The sequence below is a fragment of the Brevundimonas sp. Leaf363 genome (assembly GCF_001424025.1).
Lineage (GTDB): Bacteria > Pseudomonadota > Alphaproteobacteria > Caulobacterales > Caulobacteraceae > Brevundimonas.
This window is the reverse complement of the sequence record NZ_LMPZ01000002.1, coordinates 540,306-554,542: the sequence shown is the minus strand read 5'-3', so window position 1 is coordinate 554,542 and position 14,237 is coordinate 540,306. Positions and strand designations below refer to the sequence as shown.

Here is a 14,237-nt window from a genome sequence, read left to right as displayed (position 1 = left end):
GCGGCCCGCTAGGACTCATTCCTAGACGACGCTGAATCGTCGGGAGGACGCCATGATGCTCGACCGCCGCCACCTTCTGATGGGCGTCGCCGCTTTGACGGCGACGGCCTGCGCCAGCGTCCCCGGCTCCGCATCGACCGGGTCGGACGCATTCGTCAGCGTCGACGGCATGGGCTTCAGGCGGAACGGCGCGCCTTATCACTACGTCGGCACCAACATGTGGTACGCGGCCTGGATCGGCTCGGATGGCGCCTTCGGCGACCGAGGCCGCCTGACCCGCGAACTGGACCGGATGCAGGCCGCCGGCATCAAGAACATCCGCCTGGCCGGCTCGGGCGAGGATTCGCCGCTGACCAACTCGGTCAAGCCGGCCTTCCGCGACCACTCCGCCGAATACAACGAAAGCCTGCTCAAGGGCCTGGACGTCACCCTGGCCGAGATGGCTCGGCGCGACATGACCGCCGTCGTCTATCTGACCAACTTCTGGGAGTGGTCGGGCGGGATGATGACCTACCTGTATTGGACCAACGGCGGCCAATACATCAACATGAACGACCCGGCCCATCCCTGGCCCGCCTTCGCCGATTTCAACGCCCAGTTCTACCAGTCGGGCGAGGCCATCCGGCTCTATCACGACTACATCCGCGCCGTGGTCGGCCGGACCAACACCGTCACCGGCGTGCGTTACGCCGACGATCCCACGATCATGAGCTGGCAGCTGGCCAACGAGCCGCGCCCGGGCGGCTCGGCCGCCGTGGGCGAGCCCAACCTGCCGAACTTCTACGCCTGGGTTCGCGACACGGCGGTCCTAATCAAGTCGCTGGCGCCCAGGCAACTGGTCTCGACCGGCAGCGAGGGTCTGAAGGGCTGTCTCGAACAGGCCGCCTGCGTCGTCGCCGAACACTCGATCCCGCAGATCGACTATCTGACCATCCACATCTGGCCGCTGAACTGGAGCTGGGTGGACGACGATGACCTGGCCGGCACCGCCGCAGCCGGCGAGGCCCAGGTGCAGGATTATATCGACCGCCACCTGACCATCGCCCGCCAGATCGCCAAGCCGCTGGTGATCGAGGAGTTCGGTTATCCGCGCGACGTCGGCTATGCGCCCTCCGCCACCACCGTCTACCGCGACCGCTACTACCGCCTGATCTTCGCCGCCGTGGAGAAGAGCATCCGCGAGGGCGGGCCGCTGCAGGGGTCCAACTTCTGGGCCTGGAACGGCGAGGGCCGCGCCAGACACGCCGACTGGCGCTTCCACAGCGGCGACACCGCCTTCCTGGGCGACCCCCCGCACGAACCGCAGGGCTGGTACGGCGTGTTCGACAGCGATGCGACCACCCTGGCTCTGGTCCGCCAGCACGCGGCGACGCTGACCGGGCTTTAACCGCCAGCCGCTAAGGGATGGATGCGGAGCGTTTCCGGGTCTGCTAGAAAGCGCCTTGTGAGAGCGTCAAACCCCAGGTTGAACAACGGCCAGCGGCTGTTGCCCGATGCGTCGGGCGCGCCGGCCCTCACCGAGGCTGTGGCGGCGTGCAAGCGCCACTTCGTCGTCGCGGGCGTCTTCAGCGCCCTCGTCAACATCCTCTACCTGACGCCCACGCTGTACATGATGCAGGTCTACAACCGCGTCGTGCCGACAGGCGGGCTGACGACCCTGGCGCTCCTGACCGTCATCGTCCTATTCGCGCTGGCGACGCTGACGGCGCTGGACTCGCTGCGCACCAGATTGCTGTACCGCGCCGGACTGCGGCTGGATCGCCTGCTGGCCGGGGCGGTGCTCAGCCGCGTCGTGGGATCCGGCCGTGGGCGCGGCCATGCCGGCGAGGCGATGCGCAACCTGGACAGCGTGCGCGCGGCCCTCAGCGGCCCAGGCGTCAGCGCCGCCTTCGACTTGCCGTGGACCGTCGTCTACCTGGCGGTCTGCTTCCTGCTGCATCCGCTGATCGGCCTGTTGTCGCTGGCCGGCGCGGGCATTCTGCTGGCGTTGGCCGTGGCCAACGAGAAGGCGACCCGGCCCAAACTGCAGGCCTCGCTGAAGGCCGCTTCGGCCGCCTACGCCGCGCAGGAGACGCTTGGCAGCCACGCCGAGACCGTGCGCGCCCTGGGCATGCAGCGCGCCATGATCGGCCGCCAGCTGGCCGAGCGGGAGACCGCCACGGTGGCCCAGGCCCAGGCCCAGTTCTCGGGCGGCGGCTTCAGCGGCGCCATCAAGTTCGCCCGCCTGGCCATGCAGTCTCTGGCTCTGGGCCTCGGCGCCTTCCTGGCCGTGAAGGGCGAGATTTCGGCCGGCGCCATCATCGCGTCGTCGGTCTTGCTGAGCCGCACCGTCGCCCCGATTGAACAGATCGTGGGCGGCTGGCCCAACCTGATCCAGGGCCGCACCGCCTGGACCAATCTGGTCGCCCTGTTCGCCGGGGTCCCCGACCCCCAACACGACCGCACAGAACTGCCCCGGCCCATGGGGCGGATCGAGGTCGAGAACGTCAGCGTCCGCTTCGCCGAAGGCGCCGAGCCACAGCTGAAGTCGATATCCACCCGGCTCGAACCCGGCCAGATCCTGGGGATCATCGGCCCCAGCGGCTCGGGCAAGACCACCTTGTCGCGCGTCATATCCGGCGCACTACGGCCCGGTCTGGGCGTCGTGCGGCTGGATGGCGCCGACTATCAGGCCTGGGACAGCGACCGGCTGGCGAGCCACGTCGGCTATCTGCCGCAACAGCCCGTCCTGTTCGCCGGCACGATCAAGGACAACATCGCCCGCTTCGGCGGCGACCAGAAACTATCCCCGGTCGAGATTGACGCCGCCGCCGTCGCCGCGGCGCAGGCGGCCGGCGTGCACGAGCTGATCCTGCGTCTGCCGCAGGGTTACGACACAATGCTGAACGCGGACGGCTCTGGCCTTTCGGCGGGCCAGACCCAGCGTATCGCCCTGGCCCGCGCCCTTTATGGCGAGCCCGCCTTGCTGGTTCTCGACGAGCCCAACTCGGCGCTGGATCAGGAGGGCGAGCAGGCGCTGGCGCAGGCCGTGGTCGCGGCGGCTGAGCGCGGCGCCGCGGTCGTCGTCGTCGCTCACCGGGCCGGCTTCCTCCAGGTCGCGCACCGCCTGCTGCTGATGAAGAACGGCCAGGTGGAGATGCAGGGGTCGCGCGAGGACGTGTTGTCGCGTCTCAATCCCAAGCCCGGTCCGCGCATCGCGAGCGTGCAATGACCACCGCGTCCGAACCCCTGCCCGCCCCGACGCGCACAGGCCTGCTGGCCGACAATCCGCGCCCGGAGATCATCATCGGCGGCGCCGTCGCCTTCGCCTTCTTCGTGCTGTTCCTCGGCTGGGCCGCCTTCGTGCCGCTGGACGCCGGGGCCTATGCGCCGGGCAAGATCGTCGTCTCGGGCAGCCGCCAGGCGGTTCAACACCGCGATGGCGGCATCGTCAGCGCCCTGCACGTCTCCGAGGGCGACCACGTCGTGGCCGGACAAGTGCTGGTCGAGATCGCCGGGCCCGATCTGCGCGCCACCGAACGCGGCCTCGCCGCCCAGGTCTTCAGCCTACAGGCCCAGCGCGCCCGCCTGATCGCCGAGCGCGAGGGCCGCAGCGTCTTCACCCCGCCGGCCGAGTTCTTCAGCCTCCAGGGCGATGACAAGCGGCTGGCCGACGAGGCCGTGCGCCTGCAGCAGCTGCAGTTCCGCGCGCGCGGCTCGGGTCGCTCGACCCAGACCGGCGTGCTCAACCAGCGCGTCGCCCAGCTGACCGACCAGATCGAGGGCTACCAGCGTCAGATCGACAGCAACCGCGAGCAGGCCCGCCTGATCAGCGAGGAGCTGGCCGGCACCCGTTCGCTGGCCGAGCGCGGTTACGCCCCGGTCACCCGCGTGCGGGCGCTGGAACGCGCCGCCGCCGATCTGGACGGGACGGAGGGTCAGTTGCGGGCCCAGATCGCCGCCGCAGGCGAGGCCATCGGCGAGACCCGCCTGCAGATGAACGGCGTGGACACCACGCTGGGCGAGGAGGTCGCCGACCAGTTGCGCCAGATCGAGGTGTCGCTGAACGAGCTGCAACCCCGCCTGGCCGCCACCCGCGACGAAATCGCCCGCGCCCAGGTCCGCGCCCCCGCCACCGGCCGCGTCATCGGCCTCAGCACCTTCACGGTCGGCGGCGTCATCCAGGGCGCCCAGACCCTGATGGAGATCGTGCCGGATGACGCCCGCCTGGTCATCGACGCCCGCGTCTCGCCCAACGACGCCGACGATCTGGCGGTCGGCCAGCCCACCCAGATCCGCTTCGCCGCCTTCCACGAACGCGCCCTGCCGATCCTCCACGGCAAGCTGGAAAAGGTGTCGCCCGACGCCTTCACCGACGAACAGTCGGGCCGCAGCTTCTTCCGCGCCCAGGTCTCGGTCCCGGCCAGCGAGCTCCAACGCCTGCGCGACGGCGGCGTCACCCGCCCCCTGCAGCCGGGCCTGGAGGTCGAGGTGGTCGTCCCGACCCGCAAGCGCACCGCGCTCAGCTACCTGATCGAACCGCTGACCCACACCCTGTGGAAGTCGGGGCGCGAGGCTTAGGGGCACACGGCCGGGGCGATGGCCTTGTCCGTCGATAAGAACCTCGTTGGACGTTCGACGGCGCACCCGATCTCAGATCGCCGGCACGAGCGCCCGATACTTGAAATCGCTGAACTTCACCGCACCGTCCCCCGCCGAATACAGCCCCACCTTCAAGCTCAGGAAGCCGCCGAAGACGTTGTGGTTGAGCCCTGATACCTCGGCGCGGAATTCCTGGCGGCTCCAGGTGCGGCCGTTGTCGCGCGACCGGGCGAAGGTGATGATGTTGCGGTCGTTGGTGACCTTCAGCCGCAGCGTCCGCGCCGTCTGGGGCGACCGCATCCAGGTCTGTTCTTCCGAATAGCGGAAATGCTTCAAGCTCTGGGCCGTGAAGCCCATGCCGACGAAGGCCTTGGGGTTGTAGAACAGCAGCAGGCCGCCCTCGGCGTCGCCGTCCAGGGTGATCGACACCTCGGCCTCATAGGCCCGGTCGCCGACCCCGCACGTCAGCGGCGGGCTGTCGGCCGGTGACGCTCCGCGCCCGGCGATGGTCAGGCCGCCGTCCCCGCGCCGCAGCCGGTCGGCATCCTCCGGCTTCGGGTCGTGGAAGGCCCACTGCCCGCCCATGCGGTCAGCCGAGAAGTCGTCCGACAGCGCCCGCCCCGATGGCCCGGCGCGGCCGCCGCGCGGCTTAGCCAGCGGCCGTGACAGGTCGCCGCCGGTCGCCCGGAACCAGCCGTCGTCGGTCCACTCGATCGGCTCCAGCAGGGTCTGGCGGCCCAGCGTGCGGAACCCGTTCTCATAGCCGTGATAGACCATCCACCAGTCGCCCGCCGGCCCCTCGACCAGGGTCGCGTGTCCCTTCGACCACCAGGGCTCGGCCTCCGACGGGGTTCGCACCAGCGGATTGTGCGGGTGATGCTCCCACGGGCCGTGCACCGATCGGGACCGCGCCGCGATGACCATATGCCCCGTCACCGGCCCGGCCGTGCCGCCCACCGCCGTGACCAGATAGAACCAGCCGTCCTTGCGCAGCAGCTTGGGGCCCTCGGGTGCGAAATTCTCGACGATCCAGTCGTCGGGATAACGCCACGGTTCATAGGCCGGCTCCAGCACCCCGTCCGTGGCCAGGCCGTCGTCGGTCAGGCGGATCTTGCGGATGCCGTTCACAAAAAGATAGCGCCGCCCGTCCTCGCCCACGACGTGGCCGGGATCGATCGGGCCGTTGATGTTCAGGTCGATCGGATCGCTCCACGGCCCCTCGATCCGGTCGGCCCAGATGACGAAGATCGACCAGCCCGTCCGGTGCGGATCGGCCGGTATGTAGATGAAATACCGCCCGTCGTGCTTGCACAGATCGACGGCCCAGATGTCGCCCAGCGGCTTGTGCAGCGCCGGCCCGACGGGGGTCCAGTTCACCAGATCGGTCGACTTCCAGATGACCAGCCCCGGATAGGACAGGAAGCTGGAGAAGGTCATGTAATAGGTGTCGCCATCCTTCAGGATGGTCGGGTCCGGGTGGTCGCCCGAGACGATGGGGTTGCGGAAGGTCCCGTCGCCCAGATCGGCGATCCGCTGGCCTTCAGGGCCGCGTCCCCACGTCGGTTCGGCGGCGGGTTCGCACGGCTCCGCAGCGGCGGATGCCTGAGCGGCGCCGAGAAGCGGTACCGCGCCGCCCGCCAGAACGCCCTTGAAGAACTGCCGACGACGTAGTGTCATTTGATGTCTCCTGGGCCGTCGAGACTACGGGTCTTGCAGCCAAACTTAGCTGGTGACTACAGCGAAACCGCCACTCATCGTCCGTGGCTGTTCCCCAAGGCCGAGTGCTCGCACGCGATTGTCCGCTTGCGACCCTGACCTGACGTTCGCATCGGTCAGCTGAAGGGGATCCTACCGCTCCTCTTCCCCCACGAAGTCCTGCGCGAACTCCGGCGAGCCGTCCGCATCCTCCGGCCCGATCGGGTCCTCGTCGTCGGCCCCGCCGCGCGTGGGGTCCGGCACTTCGAACCCCGCCGGCATGGACAGGTCCAGCAGGCCCGCCGCCTTCATCTCCGACAGGCCCGGCAGGTCGTAGAGGTTGGCCAGGCTGAAGTGCTCCAGGAACCGGTCGGCCGTCGCATAGGTGACCGGCCGGCCCGGCGTGCGGCGGCGGCCGCGCAGGCGCACGAAGCCCATCTCCAGCAACAGGTCCAGCGTGCCCTTGGACAGGGAGACGCCGCGCACGCTCTCGATCTCGGCGCGGGTGACGGGCTGGTGGTAGGCGATGATGGCCAGGGTCTCGAGCGCGGCCTTGGAAAGGCGGCGCGGCTCCTCGCGTTCCTCGGTCATCATGAACGACAGGTCCGGCGCGGTGCGGAAACGCCAGCGGTCGGCGACCTGCTCCAGCTCCACCCCCCGCCCGGCGTAGCGGTCACGCAGGGCCGTCATGGCGCCCGAGACGTCCGCCCCCTCGGGCAGGCGGCGCGCGATCTCCTCGACCGACAGCGGCCCGGCGGCGGCGAACAACAGGGCCTCGACGCGGCGTTCGATCTCGGCGTGGTCGGGTGTGAAAGAGAGGTTCGACATCAGTTTTCCTCCCCATCCCTGATGGGAAGGGGGACCCGAAGGGTGGAGGGGCGATCACAGGCGCAGCGCTTGAACAGCCCCTCCACCACTTCGTGGTCCCCCTCCCCACCTTGTGGGGAGGAGAAAGCGTAGCGACTCACGGCGTCAGCTCCAGCGCCTGGCCTTCATCGCGGCGCTTCAGATAAACAGCTTCAAAGGCCGCCGCCTGGCGGGCGTTCAGCGCGCCCTCCTTCACCAGCTCCAGGCTGGCCGACAGGGTGGAGGCGACATAGCTGGCGCGCGTCGGACCGTCCTCCTGCGACGGGATCGGCGCCACCTGCTCCAGCGGCGTCCAGGTCTCCAGCGCCGGCAAGCGGTCGCGCAGCCAGTCGCGCGCCTGTTCCAGCGAGAAGGCCTCGATGCGCTGGGTCGGATTGTAACGGCGCGCCTCCTCGCGGCGGCGCTGGATCACATAGGCGGCCATCAGCTCATAGAGGCTGGCGTCGATGCGGTCCGACGGGATGATGACGGTCGCCTCGGGGTCGCCGCGCGTGAAGACGTCGCGCTTTAGCTGCGGCCGGCTGGTGATCGCCTCCACCGCCTTGCGCATGGCCTCCAGCTTCTGCAGGCGGAAGGCCAGGGCCTGAGCCATCACCTCGGCGGGCGGCTCGTCGGCCTTGCCCTTCTCGCCCCGCGGCAGCAGCAGGCGGGACTTCAGATAGGCCAGCCATGAGGCCATCACCAGGTAGTCAGCCGCCAGCGAGAAGTTGCGCCGCCGCGCCTCGTGCACGAACAGCAGATACTGTTCGGCCAGCCGCGTGATCGACAGTTTCAGCAGGTCCACCTTCTGCGCCCGCGCCAGCGCCAGAAGGACGTGCAGCGGGCCTTCATACCCTTCCAGATCGACCACGAAGGCGTCGCGGTCATCGACCGGATCGACGGGCGTGAAATCCAGATTGGGCTGGAAGGCCTCGGTCATGCCGGCGCCATCCCCATCAGGCCTGGGCCTCCCCCACATCCGGCCCCTGCGCCGCCGTCAGCCGACCTGCCAGCAGGGCGTCGAACCGGTCTTGCGCCTCGGCCAGATCCAGCGGCTCCGGCGTATGGACGATGCGGGCCAGGGCCGCGTCGGCCCGGCGTTTGGCCCCGCCCTTCAGCTTGCCGACGCCGGCCATGACCAGTTCCATCTCGGCCCGGTCGCCGGTCCAGTGGATGACCAGATCGCACCCGGCCTTCAGCGACTTCTGCGCCCGCTCGGTCAGGTTCCCCGACAGGGCGTTCATGCACAGGTCGTCGGACAGCAACAGGCCGCCGAAGCCCAGATGCTCGCGCACCAGCTTGATGGCCTTCTTCGACTGCGTCGCGGGCCGCTTCTTGTCGACGGCCGTGAAGACGATGTGGGCCGTCATGCCGATCGGCATGTCCGACAGGGCCTTGAACGGCGCGAAGTCCCAGCCGTCCAGCGCGTCGAGATCGGCGTGGACGGTCGGCAGCTCCTTGTGGCTGTCGGCGAAGGCGCGGCCGTGGCCGGGCATGTGCTTGATGACCGGCAGAACGCCGCCCGCCAGCAGGCCCTCGGCCACCGCCCGGCCGATCTGGGCCACGGTCGCCGGATCCTGGGCGTAGGCGCGGTCGCCGATGATGTCGTGGGCGCCGGGCGTCGGCACGTCGATGACCGGGGCGCAGTCGATGTTGATGCCCACCGCCTTGAGGTCATGCGCCATCAGCCGCCCGCCCAACCGCGCCAGTTCGCGCGCCGCCAGCGGGTCGTTGGTCGCCTTCAGGAAGGCCTCGCCCGGCGGATATTTGCGCCAGTGCGGCGGACCCAGCCGCTGGACCCGGCCGCCCTCCTGATCGACCAGGATGGGCGCGTCCCGACCGACCGCGTCGCGCAGATCCGACGTCAGGCGCAGCACCTGCTCGGGGCTCTCGACGTTGCGCCGGAACAGGATGAAGCCCCACGGCTGCGCGTCCGCGAAGAAGGCCCGCTCGTCGGCGCTGAGAACCGTTCCGGCGCAGCCGAGGATCGCGGCGGTCGTCACCGGACCAGGCAGTCCCGACCAGCGGCCTTGAGCGCGTTGCAGAAGGCCACGGCCCGCTCGCGGCTCAGGCCGGTGAAGGTGGTCCGGTAAACGGTCGAGCCGTTGGACGCCGTCACCTCCTGCACCCGCTTGCCGGCGCCCGAGGCGTACTGGCTGAAGCGGCCGGCGACGGCGGCGAACTCGCGGTCGGCGATGGCGGTGGACGAGAAGGCGCCGATCTGGACCGAGGCGGATCCCCCCGCCGCCGGCGGCGGGACAGCGGCGTCCGTCTTGGCCGGCGGCGGTGCGACGACCGGAGCGGTCGCGGCCGGCGCGCGCGGCGGGGCGGTTACGGGGGGCGTGGTGGACGTAGGCGCGGTCGGGCGCGGCGCCGGCGTCTCGGGCGGCGGGGCGAAGGTCGGTGTCTCGGGGATCTGGTCGGCTTCATCGCGATAGACGCGCACGCCTTGCGAGGGATCGACGGGCTGGGCTTCCAGCGGCGCATCGACCTTCAGGTCGCCGACCGGCTGGCCGATGGCGGGCGCGTCCTCGGACCGCTTGTGTCCGAGATTGTAGAACACCACCACGGCGATGATCAGCGCCAACAGCACGCCGGCCGACACCATCAGCGTCACCGGCGGCGCCTTGCCCCCGCCGCCGCCGCCCGAGCGACGGGCGTCATAGGCCGAGCGGCGGAACGTCAGATCGTCATCGGTCGGCGGCGTATAGGCCCCCCGGTCACGACCGCGATCTTCGTCGTCAAAGGACATGGCGTTGCTCCCTCGGCCGAATCAGCGGGCCGAACCGTGAGTGTAACCCCAGCCCGGACGTTACAGGTCCAGCGCCAGGTCCAGTGTGAACAGCTTTCTGTGTTCCTCGATGGCGAAACGGTCCGTCATGCCGGCGATGTAGTCGCACACCGCCCGGGCGCGGCGATCCGGATCGTCCACCATCGCCTTGGCCGACCATTCGGGCGGCATGACGGCCGGCTCCTTCATGAACAGCTGGAACATCTCCGCCAGAATGCGCCGCGCCTGGCTGCGAGTGCGATTGACCCGGTAGTGGCGGTACATCCGCTCGAACAGGAAGGCCCGCAGCCGGCCCAGGTCCGCCAGCATCCCGTCCGAGAACTGAACCAGCGTTCGTCCGGCGCGCCGGACGTCCTCGGTCGTCACGACGCCCGCCGCCGCGATGCGCCGCTCCGTCTCGGCCAGGACGTCATCGACCATGATCCCGATCATCCGCCGAACCGCCTCAAGCCGCAGCATCCGGTCGTCGATGGACGGCCAGTCGTCACGCACCGATCGCAGCGCAGGGCCGATCAGCGGCACCTGATCCAGTTCGGCCAGGCTGAGCAGACCGGACTGCACGCCATCGTCAACGTCGTGGTTGTTGTAGGCGATGTCGTCGGCGATCGCGGCGACCTGCGCCTCCAGCGAGGCGAACTCACCCAGCCGCAGATCCCAGCCGGCGGCGTAGTCGGAAATGGCGCGCCATGCCGGTTCGTCCAGGCGATCAGCCACCGGACCGTTGTGCTTTATGACGCCCTCGACCGTCTCCCAGCTGAGGTTCAGACCATCGAAGGCCGGGTAACGGACCTCCAGCTTGGTCACGACGCGGAAGGTCTGGACGTTGTGGTCGAAGCCGCCGTGCGCGGTCATCTGGGCCTGCAGCTCGTCCTCGCCCGCATGACCGAACGGCGGATGCCCCAGGTCATGGGCCAGGGCGATGGTCTCGGCCAGATCGTCGTCCAGCCTCAGGGCGTGGGCGATGGAGCGCGCGATCTGCGCCACCTCCAGGCTGTGCGTCAGCCGGGTGCGGTAGTGGTCGCCCTCGTGCGCCACGAAGACCTGGGTCTTCTCCTTCAGGCGGCGGAAGGCGGTCGAGTGGATGATCCGGTCGCGGTCGCGGGCGAAGGCGGTGCGGGTGCGGCTCTCGGCTTCGGGGACACGCCGTCCCCGGCTCAGCGAGGGCCGTTCGGCGTAGGAGGCGCGATCTGGATCCGAGGCGGTCAAGACAGTTTCCGGCGCGGGCCTTTGCGAACGACCCCGGCCGCCTCATATAGGCGGGCGTGAGCACCGTCCAATCTCCCTCCTTCGAGCTGGCCACACGGTCATCTTCCGCGCCGATCGCGCTGGGGGCCGGCGCCGCGCGTCGGCTGGCGAAACTGTCGGCCGCCGAGGGCCACGCGGTCATGCTGCGCGTCGCCGTCGACGGCGGCGGCTGCTCGGGCTTTCAGTACCGGTTCGAACTGGTCGAGACGGCGGACGCCGACGACCTGCGGATCGAGGCGGACGGTCAGGCGGCCCTGATCGATCCGGTCTCCTTGCCTTTCCTGACGGGCTCGGTCGTCGATTATGTCGATGAGCTGGCGGGCAGCCAGTTCGTGGTGCGCAACCCGAACGCGGCGTCCAGCTGCGGCTGCGGGGTCAGCTTCTCGATCTGATCGCCGGACGCGGCCATGCTGCGTCCATGTCCGAATCACAGCTTCACCGCTGCCGCTGGTGCGGGACCGATCCCCTCTACGTCGCCTATCACGACCAGGAATGGGGCGTGCCCGAGTACGACGCGCGCGCGCTGTGGGAAAAGCTGGTGCTGGACGGGATGCAGGCCGGGCTGGCGTGGATCACCATCCTCAGGAAACGCGAGGGCATCCGCGACGCCTTCGATGACTTCGATCCCGAGATCGTCGCCCGCTATGGGGAGGCCGACATTCAGCGGCTGCTGGCAGACCCGCGCATCATCCGCTCCCGCGCCAAGATCAACGCCGCGATCCGGGGCGCTCAAATCTGGCTGCAGATGCGGGACGACGGCGAGGACTTCTCGGCCTGGCTCTGGAGCTTTGTCGGCGGGGCGCCGGTGGATGGAAGGCTGATCGCGGGCGAGCCCTATCCGACCCAGTCCGATGCGTCCGTCGCGATGGCCAAGGCGCTGAAGAAGCGGGGCTTCAACTTTTGCGGCCCCGTCATCGTCTACGCGTTCATGCAGGCTGTCGGCATGGTGAACGACCACGTCGATCGCTGCTTCCGGTACGAAGAGGTCCGGGCTATGGGCCGGTCATGACGACTGCCCGCGCGACCAAGCCCAAGACACCGCGCGCCTTTCCGACGATGGCGCTGGAGGCGGTGCTGATCCGGTCGGTCGGCGGGCCGGTCTGCGGCGTGGACGAGGCCGGGCGGGGCCCGTTGGCCGGGCCGGTTTCGGCCGGGGCGGTGATCCTGAACGCCGAGGACCTGCCGTCCGGCATCGACGATTCAAAGGCCCTGACGGCCGCCCGCCGCGAGGCGCTGGAGATCGAGATCAAGGTCCGCGCCGTTGCCTGGGGCGTCGGCTTCGCTTCGGTGGAGGAGATCGCCGAGTTGAACATCCTGCACGCCACAGGCCTGGCCATGTGCCGCGCGGTGGCGGCGATGGGCGTCGAGCCGAAGGCGGCCCTGGTCGACGGCAACTATCGCTTCAAGCTGCCGTGCGATGTTCAGACGGTCGTCGGCGGCGACGGGCTGAGCCTGTCCATCGCGGCGGCGTCGATCCTGGCCAAGGTGGCGCGAGATCGGTTGATGATCGAGCTAGACGCGGAATATCCCGCCTACGGCTTCGCCAGCCACAAGGGGTACAACGCCCCTATCCACTCGGCGGCGCTCAAAGAGCATGGCCCCTGCCCGGCGCATCGCCGGTCCTGGTCGCCGATCAAGGCATTGTTGGGGGAACAAGCCTAACCGCTCATCCCGGCGGAAGCCGGGATCCAGTAAGAGCTAAACGCACCCGGCTGGCTATTGCGATCTTGGCCAAAGCACTGGGTCCCGGCTTCCGCCGGGATGCCCGGAAGCGTGTCAGATGTGCATGGCCCCGCCGAGCATGGCGCCCATGATCGCCGCGAACACGCCGCCGCCGACCGCATAGACAATGCGCGGGAGACGCCGCAGCTCTTCCATCAGGCTTGGCATCGGCTCACTGTCGGCGACTGGGGTCGGCTGGTAGCGGGGCGCGGCCGGCTCTCGCCAGCCGGTCCCGAAGGTTTGGGCGGTGTCGAACGATCGGACGGTGGGGTTGCGCATCGTTTCCATGTCGCCAAAACGACATCGCGGGCAGACCGTTCCCGTCAGGCCGCGGCGGCCACCTCGATGCGCCGGTCGGTGACGATGAACAGGTGCTCGACGTTTCGCAGCCGCCCCACCTGGCCGACCTTTTCGCCCTTCCGATTGTGGATCCCGATGCGGGCGCCGACGTATCGGGGCCGCGCGATCTCGACGACCGAGACGTGGCCGCGCGCCGACAGCATGTCGACCAGCTGATCGCGGCTCAGATAGCCCTCGTCATTGAACGACACGATCAGGTTGGGCGCCTTCAGATCCCGAATGACCGCCTCCATCGCCGGACCGATCTCGCCGCGCCGGTTGAAGGCGCTCTTGCGGGTCTTAACGTCGACCCGCTTGTTGGCGACGCCGTAGGTTTCGGGCTTGTCCCACAGCACCAGGCTCTCCCAGACGTGGTAGTTCCCGAGGTAGGAATGCTGGTTGTAGGGCGGGTCCAGATAGACCAGATCCGCTTCCACCTCGGCCGCCAGTTCGACCGCATCGGCCCGCGTCGCCCGCCCCGTGCCCGGCAGCATGTCCGGCAGGCGCAGCGCCAACGGCTTCAACGCGCGCGGCGCCCAGGCCTTCATATAGGCCATCTGCACCCCGGCCGTGGAATCGACCCGGTCGGCCGCCTCCATCAGGCTGGTCAGGGCGATGGCTTCCAGTTCGGGCTCCAGCGCCATCGCCGCGATCCGCTCGCGAACCGCATCGATCCTGGCGCCGTTGTCGGGATGGACGTAGCGCGCCTGCTCGCAGAAGGTGCGGGTGAACCACCCGGCCTCGGGCTTTACATCGGCAAGCTCGGCGATCACCTGCGCGGCCCGCTCGCGCCAATGCCCGGCGTCGGCCTGGACATAGGTGGCGGCCAGCACATGGGCGTAGGCGTTCAGGTCGTTGGACCAGACGTCGAAGCCATCCGCCTTCAGCGCCCGCCCGACCCGCGCCGTCCCCGAGAACAGATCGCAGACCCGGCCGCCCTGCGGCAGGGCGCCGCGCACGGCCGTCAGGATCGGCTCGATCAACGCGCGCTTCGAGCCGATGTATTTGATCACGGGCG

14 protein-coding genes are annotated in these 14,237 nt (G+C 69.3%); 6 read left to right on the top strand and 8 right to left on the bottom strand.

Annotated elements, in window-relative coordinates:
* Positions 1-52: 52 nt before the first annotated feature.
* The 3 genes from ASG17_RS05680 to ASG17_RS05670 all read left to right on the top strand — a co-directional run bounded on the left by ASG17_RS05680 (position 53) and on the right by ASG17_RS05670 (position 4,560).
* Positions 53-1,387: a mannanase gene (locus tag ASG17_RS05680; protein ID WP_056100361.1), complete on the top strand. Its 1,335-nt coding sequence runs from the start codon at positions 53-55 to the stop codon at positions 1,385-1,387.
* Positions 1,388-1,465: 78 nt separating this feature from the next.
* Positions 1,466-3,211, top strand: coding sequence for a type I secretion system permease/ATPase (locus ASG17_RS05675; RefSeq protein WP_235560366.1), 1,746 nt, complete (start codon positions 1,466-1,468; stop codon positions 3,209-3,211).
* Entirely contained in the window at positions 3,208-4,560 is a 1,353-nt protein-coding gene (locus ASG17_RS05670) for an HlyD family type I secretion periplasmic adaptor subunit (RefSeq protein ID WP_056100359.1), read from the top strand. The genes ASG17_RS05675 and ASG17_RS05670 overlap by 4 nt, the downstream gene beginning before the upstream one ends.
* Positions 4,561-4,632: 72 nt before the next feature.
* On the opposite strand, the gene ASG17_RS05665 is transcribed toward ASG17_RS05670, so the two are convergent.
* The 6 genes from ASG17_RS05665 to ASG17_RS05640 form a co-directional block, all read right to left on the bottom strand.
* Positions 4,633-6,258: a family 43 glycosylhydrolase gene (locus ASG17_RS05665; protein WP_056100356.1), complete on the bottom strand. Its 1,626-nt coding sequence runs from the start codon at positions 6,256-6,258 to the stop codon at positions 4,633-4,635.
* A 171-nt stretch (positions 6,259-6,429) separates the two neighbouring features.
* Entirely contained in the window at positions 6,430-7,104 is a 675-nt protein-coding gene (gene scpB, locus ASG17_RS05660) for an SMC-Scp complex subunit ScpB (protein ID WP_056100354.1), read from the bottom strand.
* Positions 7,105-7,240: 136 nt separating this feature from the next.
* Complete coding sequence (locus ASG17_RS05655) at positions 7,241-8,062, bottom strand: ScpA family protein (RefSeq protein WP_056100350.1); 822 nt, start codon at positions 8,060-8,062, stop codon at positions 7,241-7,243.
* Between the two features lie 16 nt (positions 8,063-8,078).
* Positions 8,079-9,125, bottom strand: coding sequence for a beta-N-acetylhexosaminidase (nagZ, locus tag ASG17_RS05650; RefSeq protein ID WP_056100347.1), 1,047 nt, complete (start codon positions 9,123-9,125; stop codon positions 8,079-8,081).
* On the bottom strand, positions 9,122-9,874 hold the full coding sequence (locus ASG17_RS05645) for an SPOR domain-containing protein (protein WP_056100345.1): 753 nt from the start codon (positions 9,872-9,874) through the stop codon (positions 9,122-9,124). Before ASG17_RS05645 ends, nagZ begins: the two co-directional genes overlap by 4 nt.
* A gap of 60 nt (positions 9,875-9,934) precedes the next feature.
* Positions 9,935-11,119: a deoxyguanosinetriphosphate triphosphohydrolase gene (locus ASG17_RS05640; RefSeq protein WP_056100343.1), complete on the bottom strand. Its 1,185-nt coding sequence runs from the start codon at positions 11,117-11,119 to the stop codon at positions 9,935-9,937.
* Positions 11,120-11,205: 86 nt separating this feature from the next.
* Here ASG17_RS05640 and erpA point away from each other — a divergent pair, with 86 nt between their 5' ends.
* The 3 genes from erpA to ASG17_RS05625 are packed head-to-tail and all read left to right on the top strand — an operon-like array spanning position 11,206 to position 12,820.
* Positions 11,206-11,550: an iron-sulfur cluster insertion protein ErpA gene (gene erpA / locus ASG17_RS05635; protein WP_255354025.1), complete on the top strand. Its 345-nt coding sequence runs from the start codon at positions 11,206-11,208 to the stop codon at positions 11,548-11,550.
* Between the two features lie 26 nt (positions 11,551-11,576).
* Positions 11,577-12,167: a DNA-3-methyladenine glycosylase I gene (locus tag ASG17_RS05630; protein WP_056100340.1), complete on the top strand. Its 591-nt coding sequence runs from the start codon at positions 11,577-11,579 to the stop codon at positions 12,165-12,167.
* The gene (locus tag ASG17_RS05625) at positions 12,164-12,820 is read left to right on the top strand and encodes a ribonuclease HII (RefSeq protein WP_156367738.1); all 657 of its coding nucleotides are present in this window, start codon (positions 12,164-12,166) and stop codon (positions 12,818-12,820) included. Before ASG17_RS05630 ends, ASG17_RS05625 begins: the two co-directional genes overlap by 4 nt.
* 114 nt (positions 12,821-12,934) lie before the next feature.
* Here the strand turns inward: ASG17_RS05625 and ASG17_RS05620 are convergent, their stop codons facing one another.
* Positions 12,935-13,159, bottom strand: coding sequence for a hypothetical protein (locus tag ASG17_RS05620; protein ID WP_156367737.1), 225 nt, complete (start codon positions 13,157-13,159; stop codon positions 12,935-12,937).
* A gap of 44 nt (positions 13,160-13,203) precedes the next feature.
* Complete coding sequence (locus ASG17_RS05615; RefSeq protein WP_056100334.1) at positions 13,204-14,232, bottom strand: DNA adenine methylase; 1,029 nt, start codon at positions 14,230-14,232, stop codon at positions 13,204-13,206.
* Positions 14,233-14,237 lie beyond the last annotated feature (5 nt).

Bases quoted from the DNA above. Each gene is read 5' to 3' on its own strand.
- ASG17_RS05680 (WP_056100361.1), top strand. From the start codon at position 53: ATGATGCTCGACCGCCGCCACCTTCTGATGGGCGTCGCCGCTTTGACG.
- ASG17_RS05670 (WP_056100359.1), top strand. From the start codon at position 3,208: ATGACCACCGCGTCCGAACCCCTGCCCGCCCCGACGCGCACAGGCCTG.
- ASG17_RS05665 (WP_056100356.1), bottom strand. From the start codon at position 6,258: ATGACACTACGTCGTCGGCAGTTCTTCAAGGGCGTTCTGGCGGGCGGC.
- scpB (WP_056100354.1), bottom strand. From the start codon at position 7,104: ATGTCGAACCTCTCTTTCACACCCGACCACGCCGAGATCGAACGCCGC.
- ASG17_RS05655 (WP_056100350.1), bottom strand. From the start codon at position 8,062: ATGACCGAGGCCTTCCAGCCCAATCTGGATTTCACGCCCGTCGATCCG.
- ASG17_RS05645 (WP_056100345.1), bottom strand. From the start codon at position 9,874: ATGTCCTTTGACGACGAAGATCGCGGTCGTGACCGGGGGGCCTATACG.
- ASG17_RS05630 (WP_056100340.1), top strand. From the start codon at position 11,577: ATGTCCGAATCACAGCTTCACCGCTGCCGCTGGTGCGGGACCGATCCC.
- ASG17_RS05625 (WP_156367738.1), top strand. From the start codon at position 12,164: ATGACGACTGCCCGCGCGACCAAGCCCAAGACACCGCGCGCCTTTCCG.
- ASG17_RS05620 (WP_156367737.1), bottom strand. From the start codon at position 13,159: ATGCGCAACCCCACCGTCCGATCGTTCGACACCGCCCAAACCTTCGGG.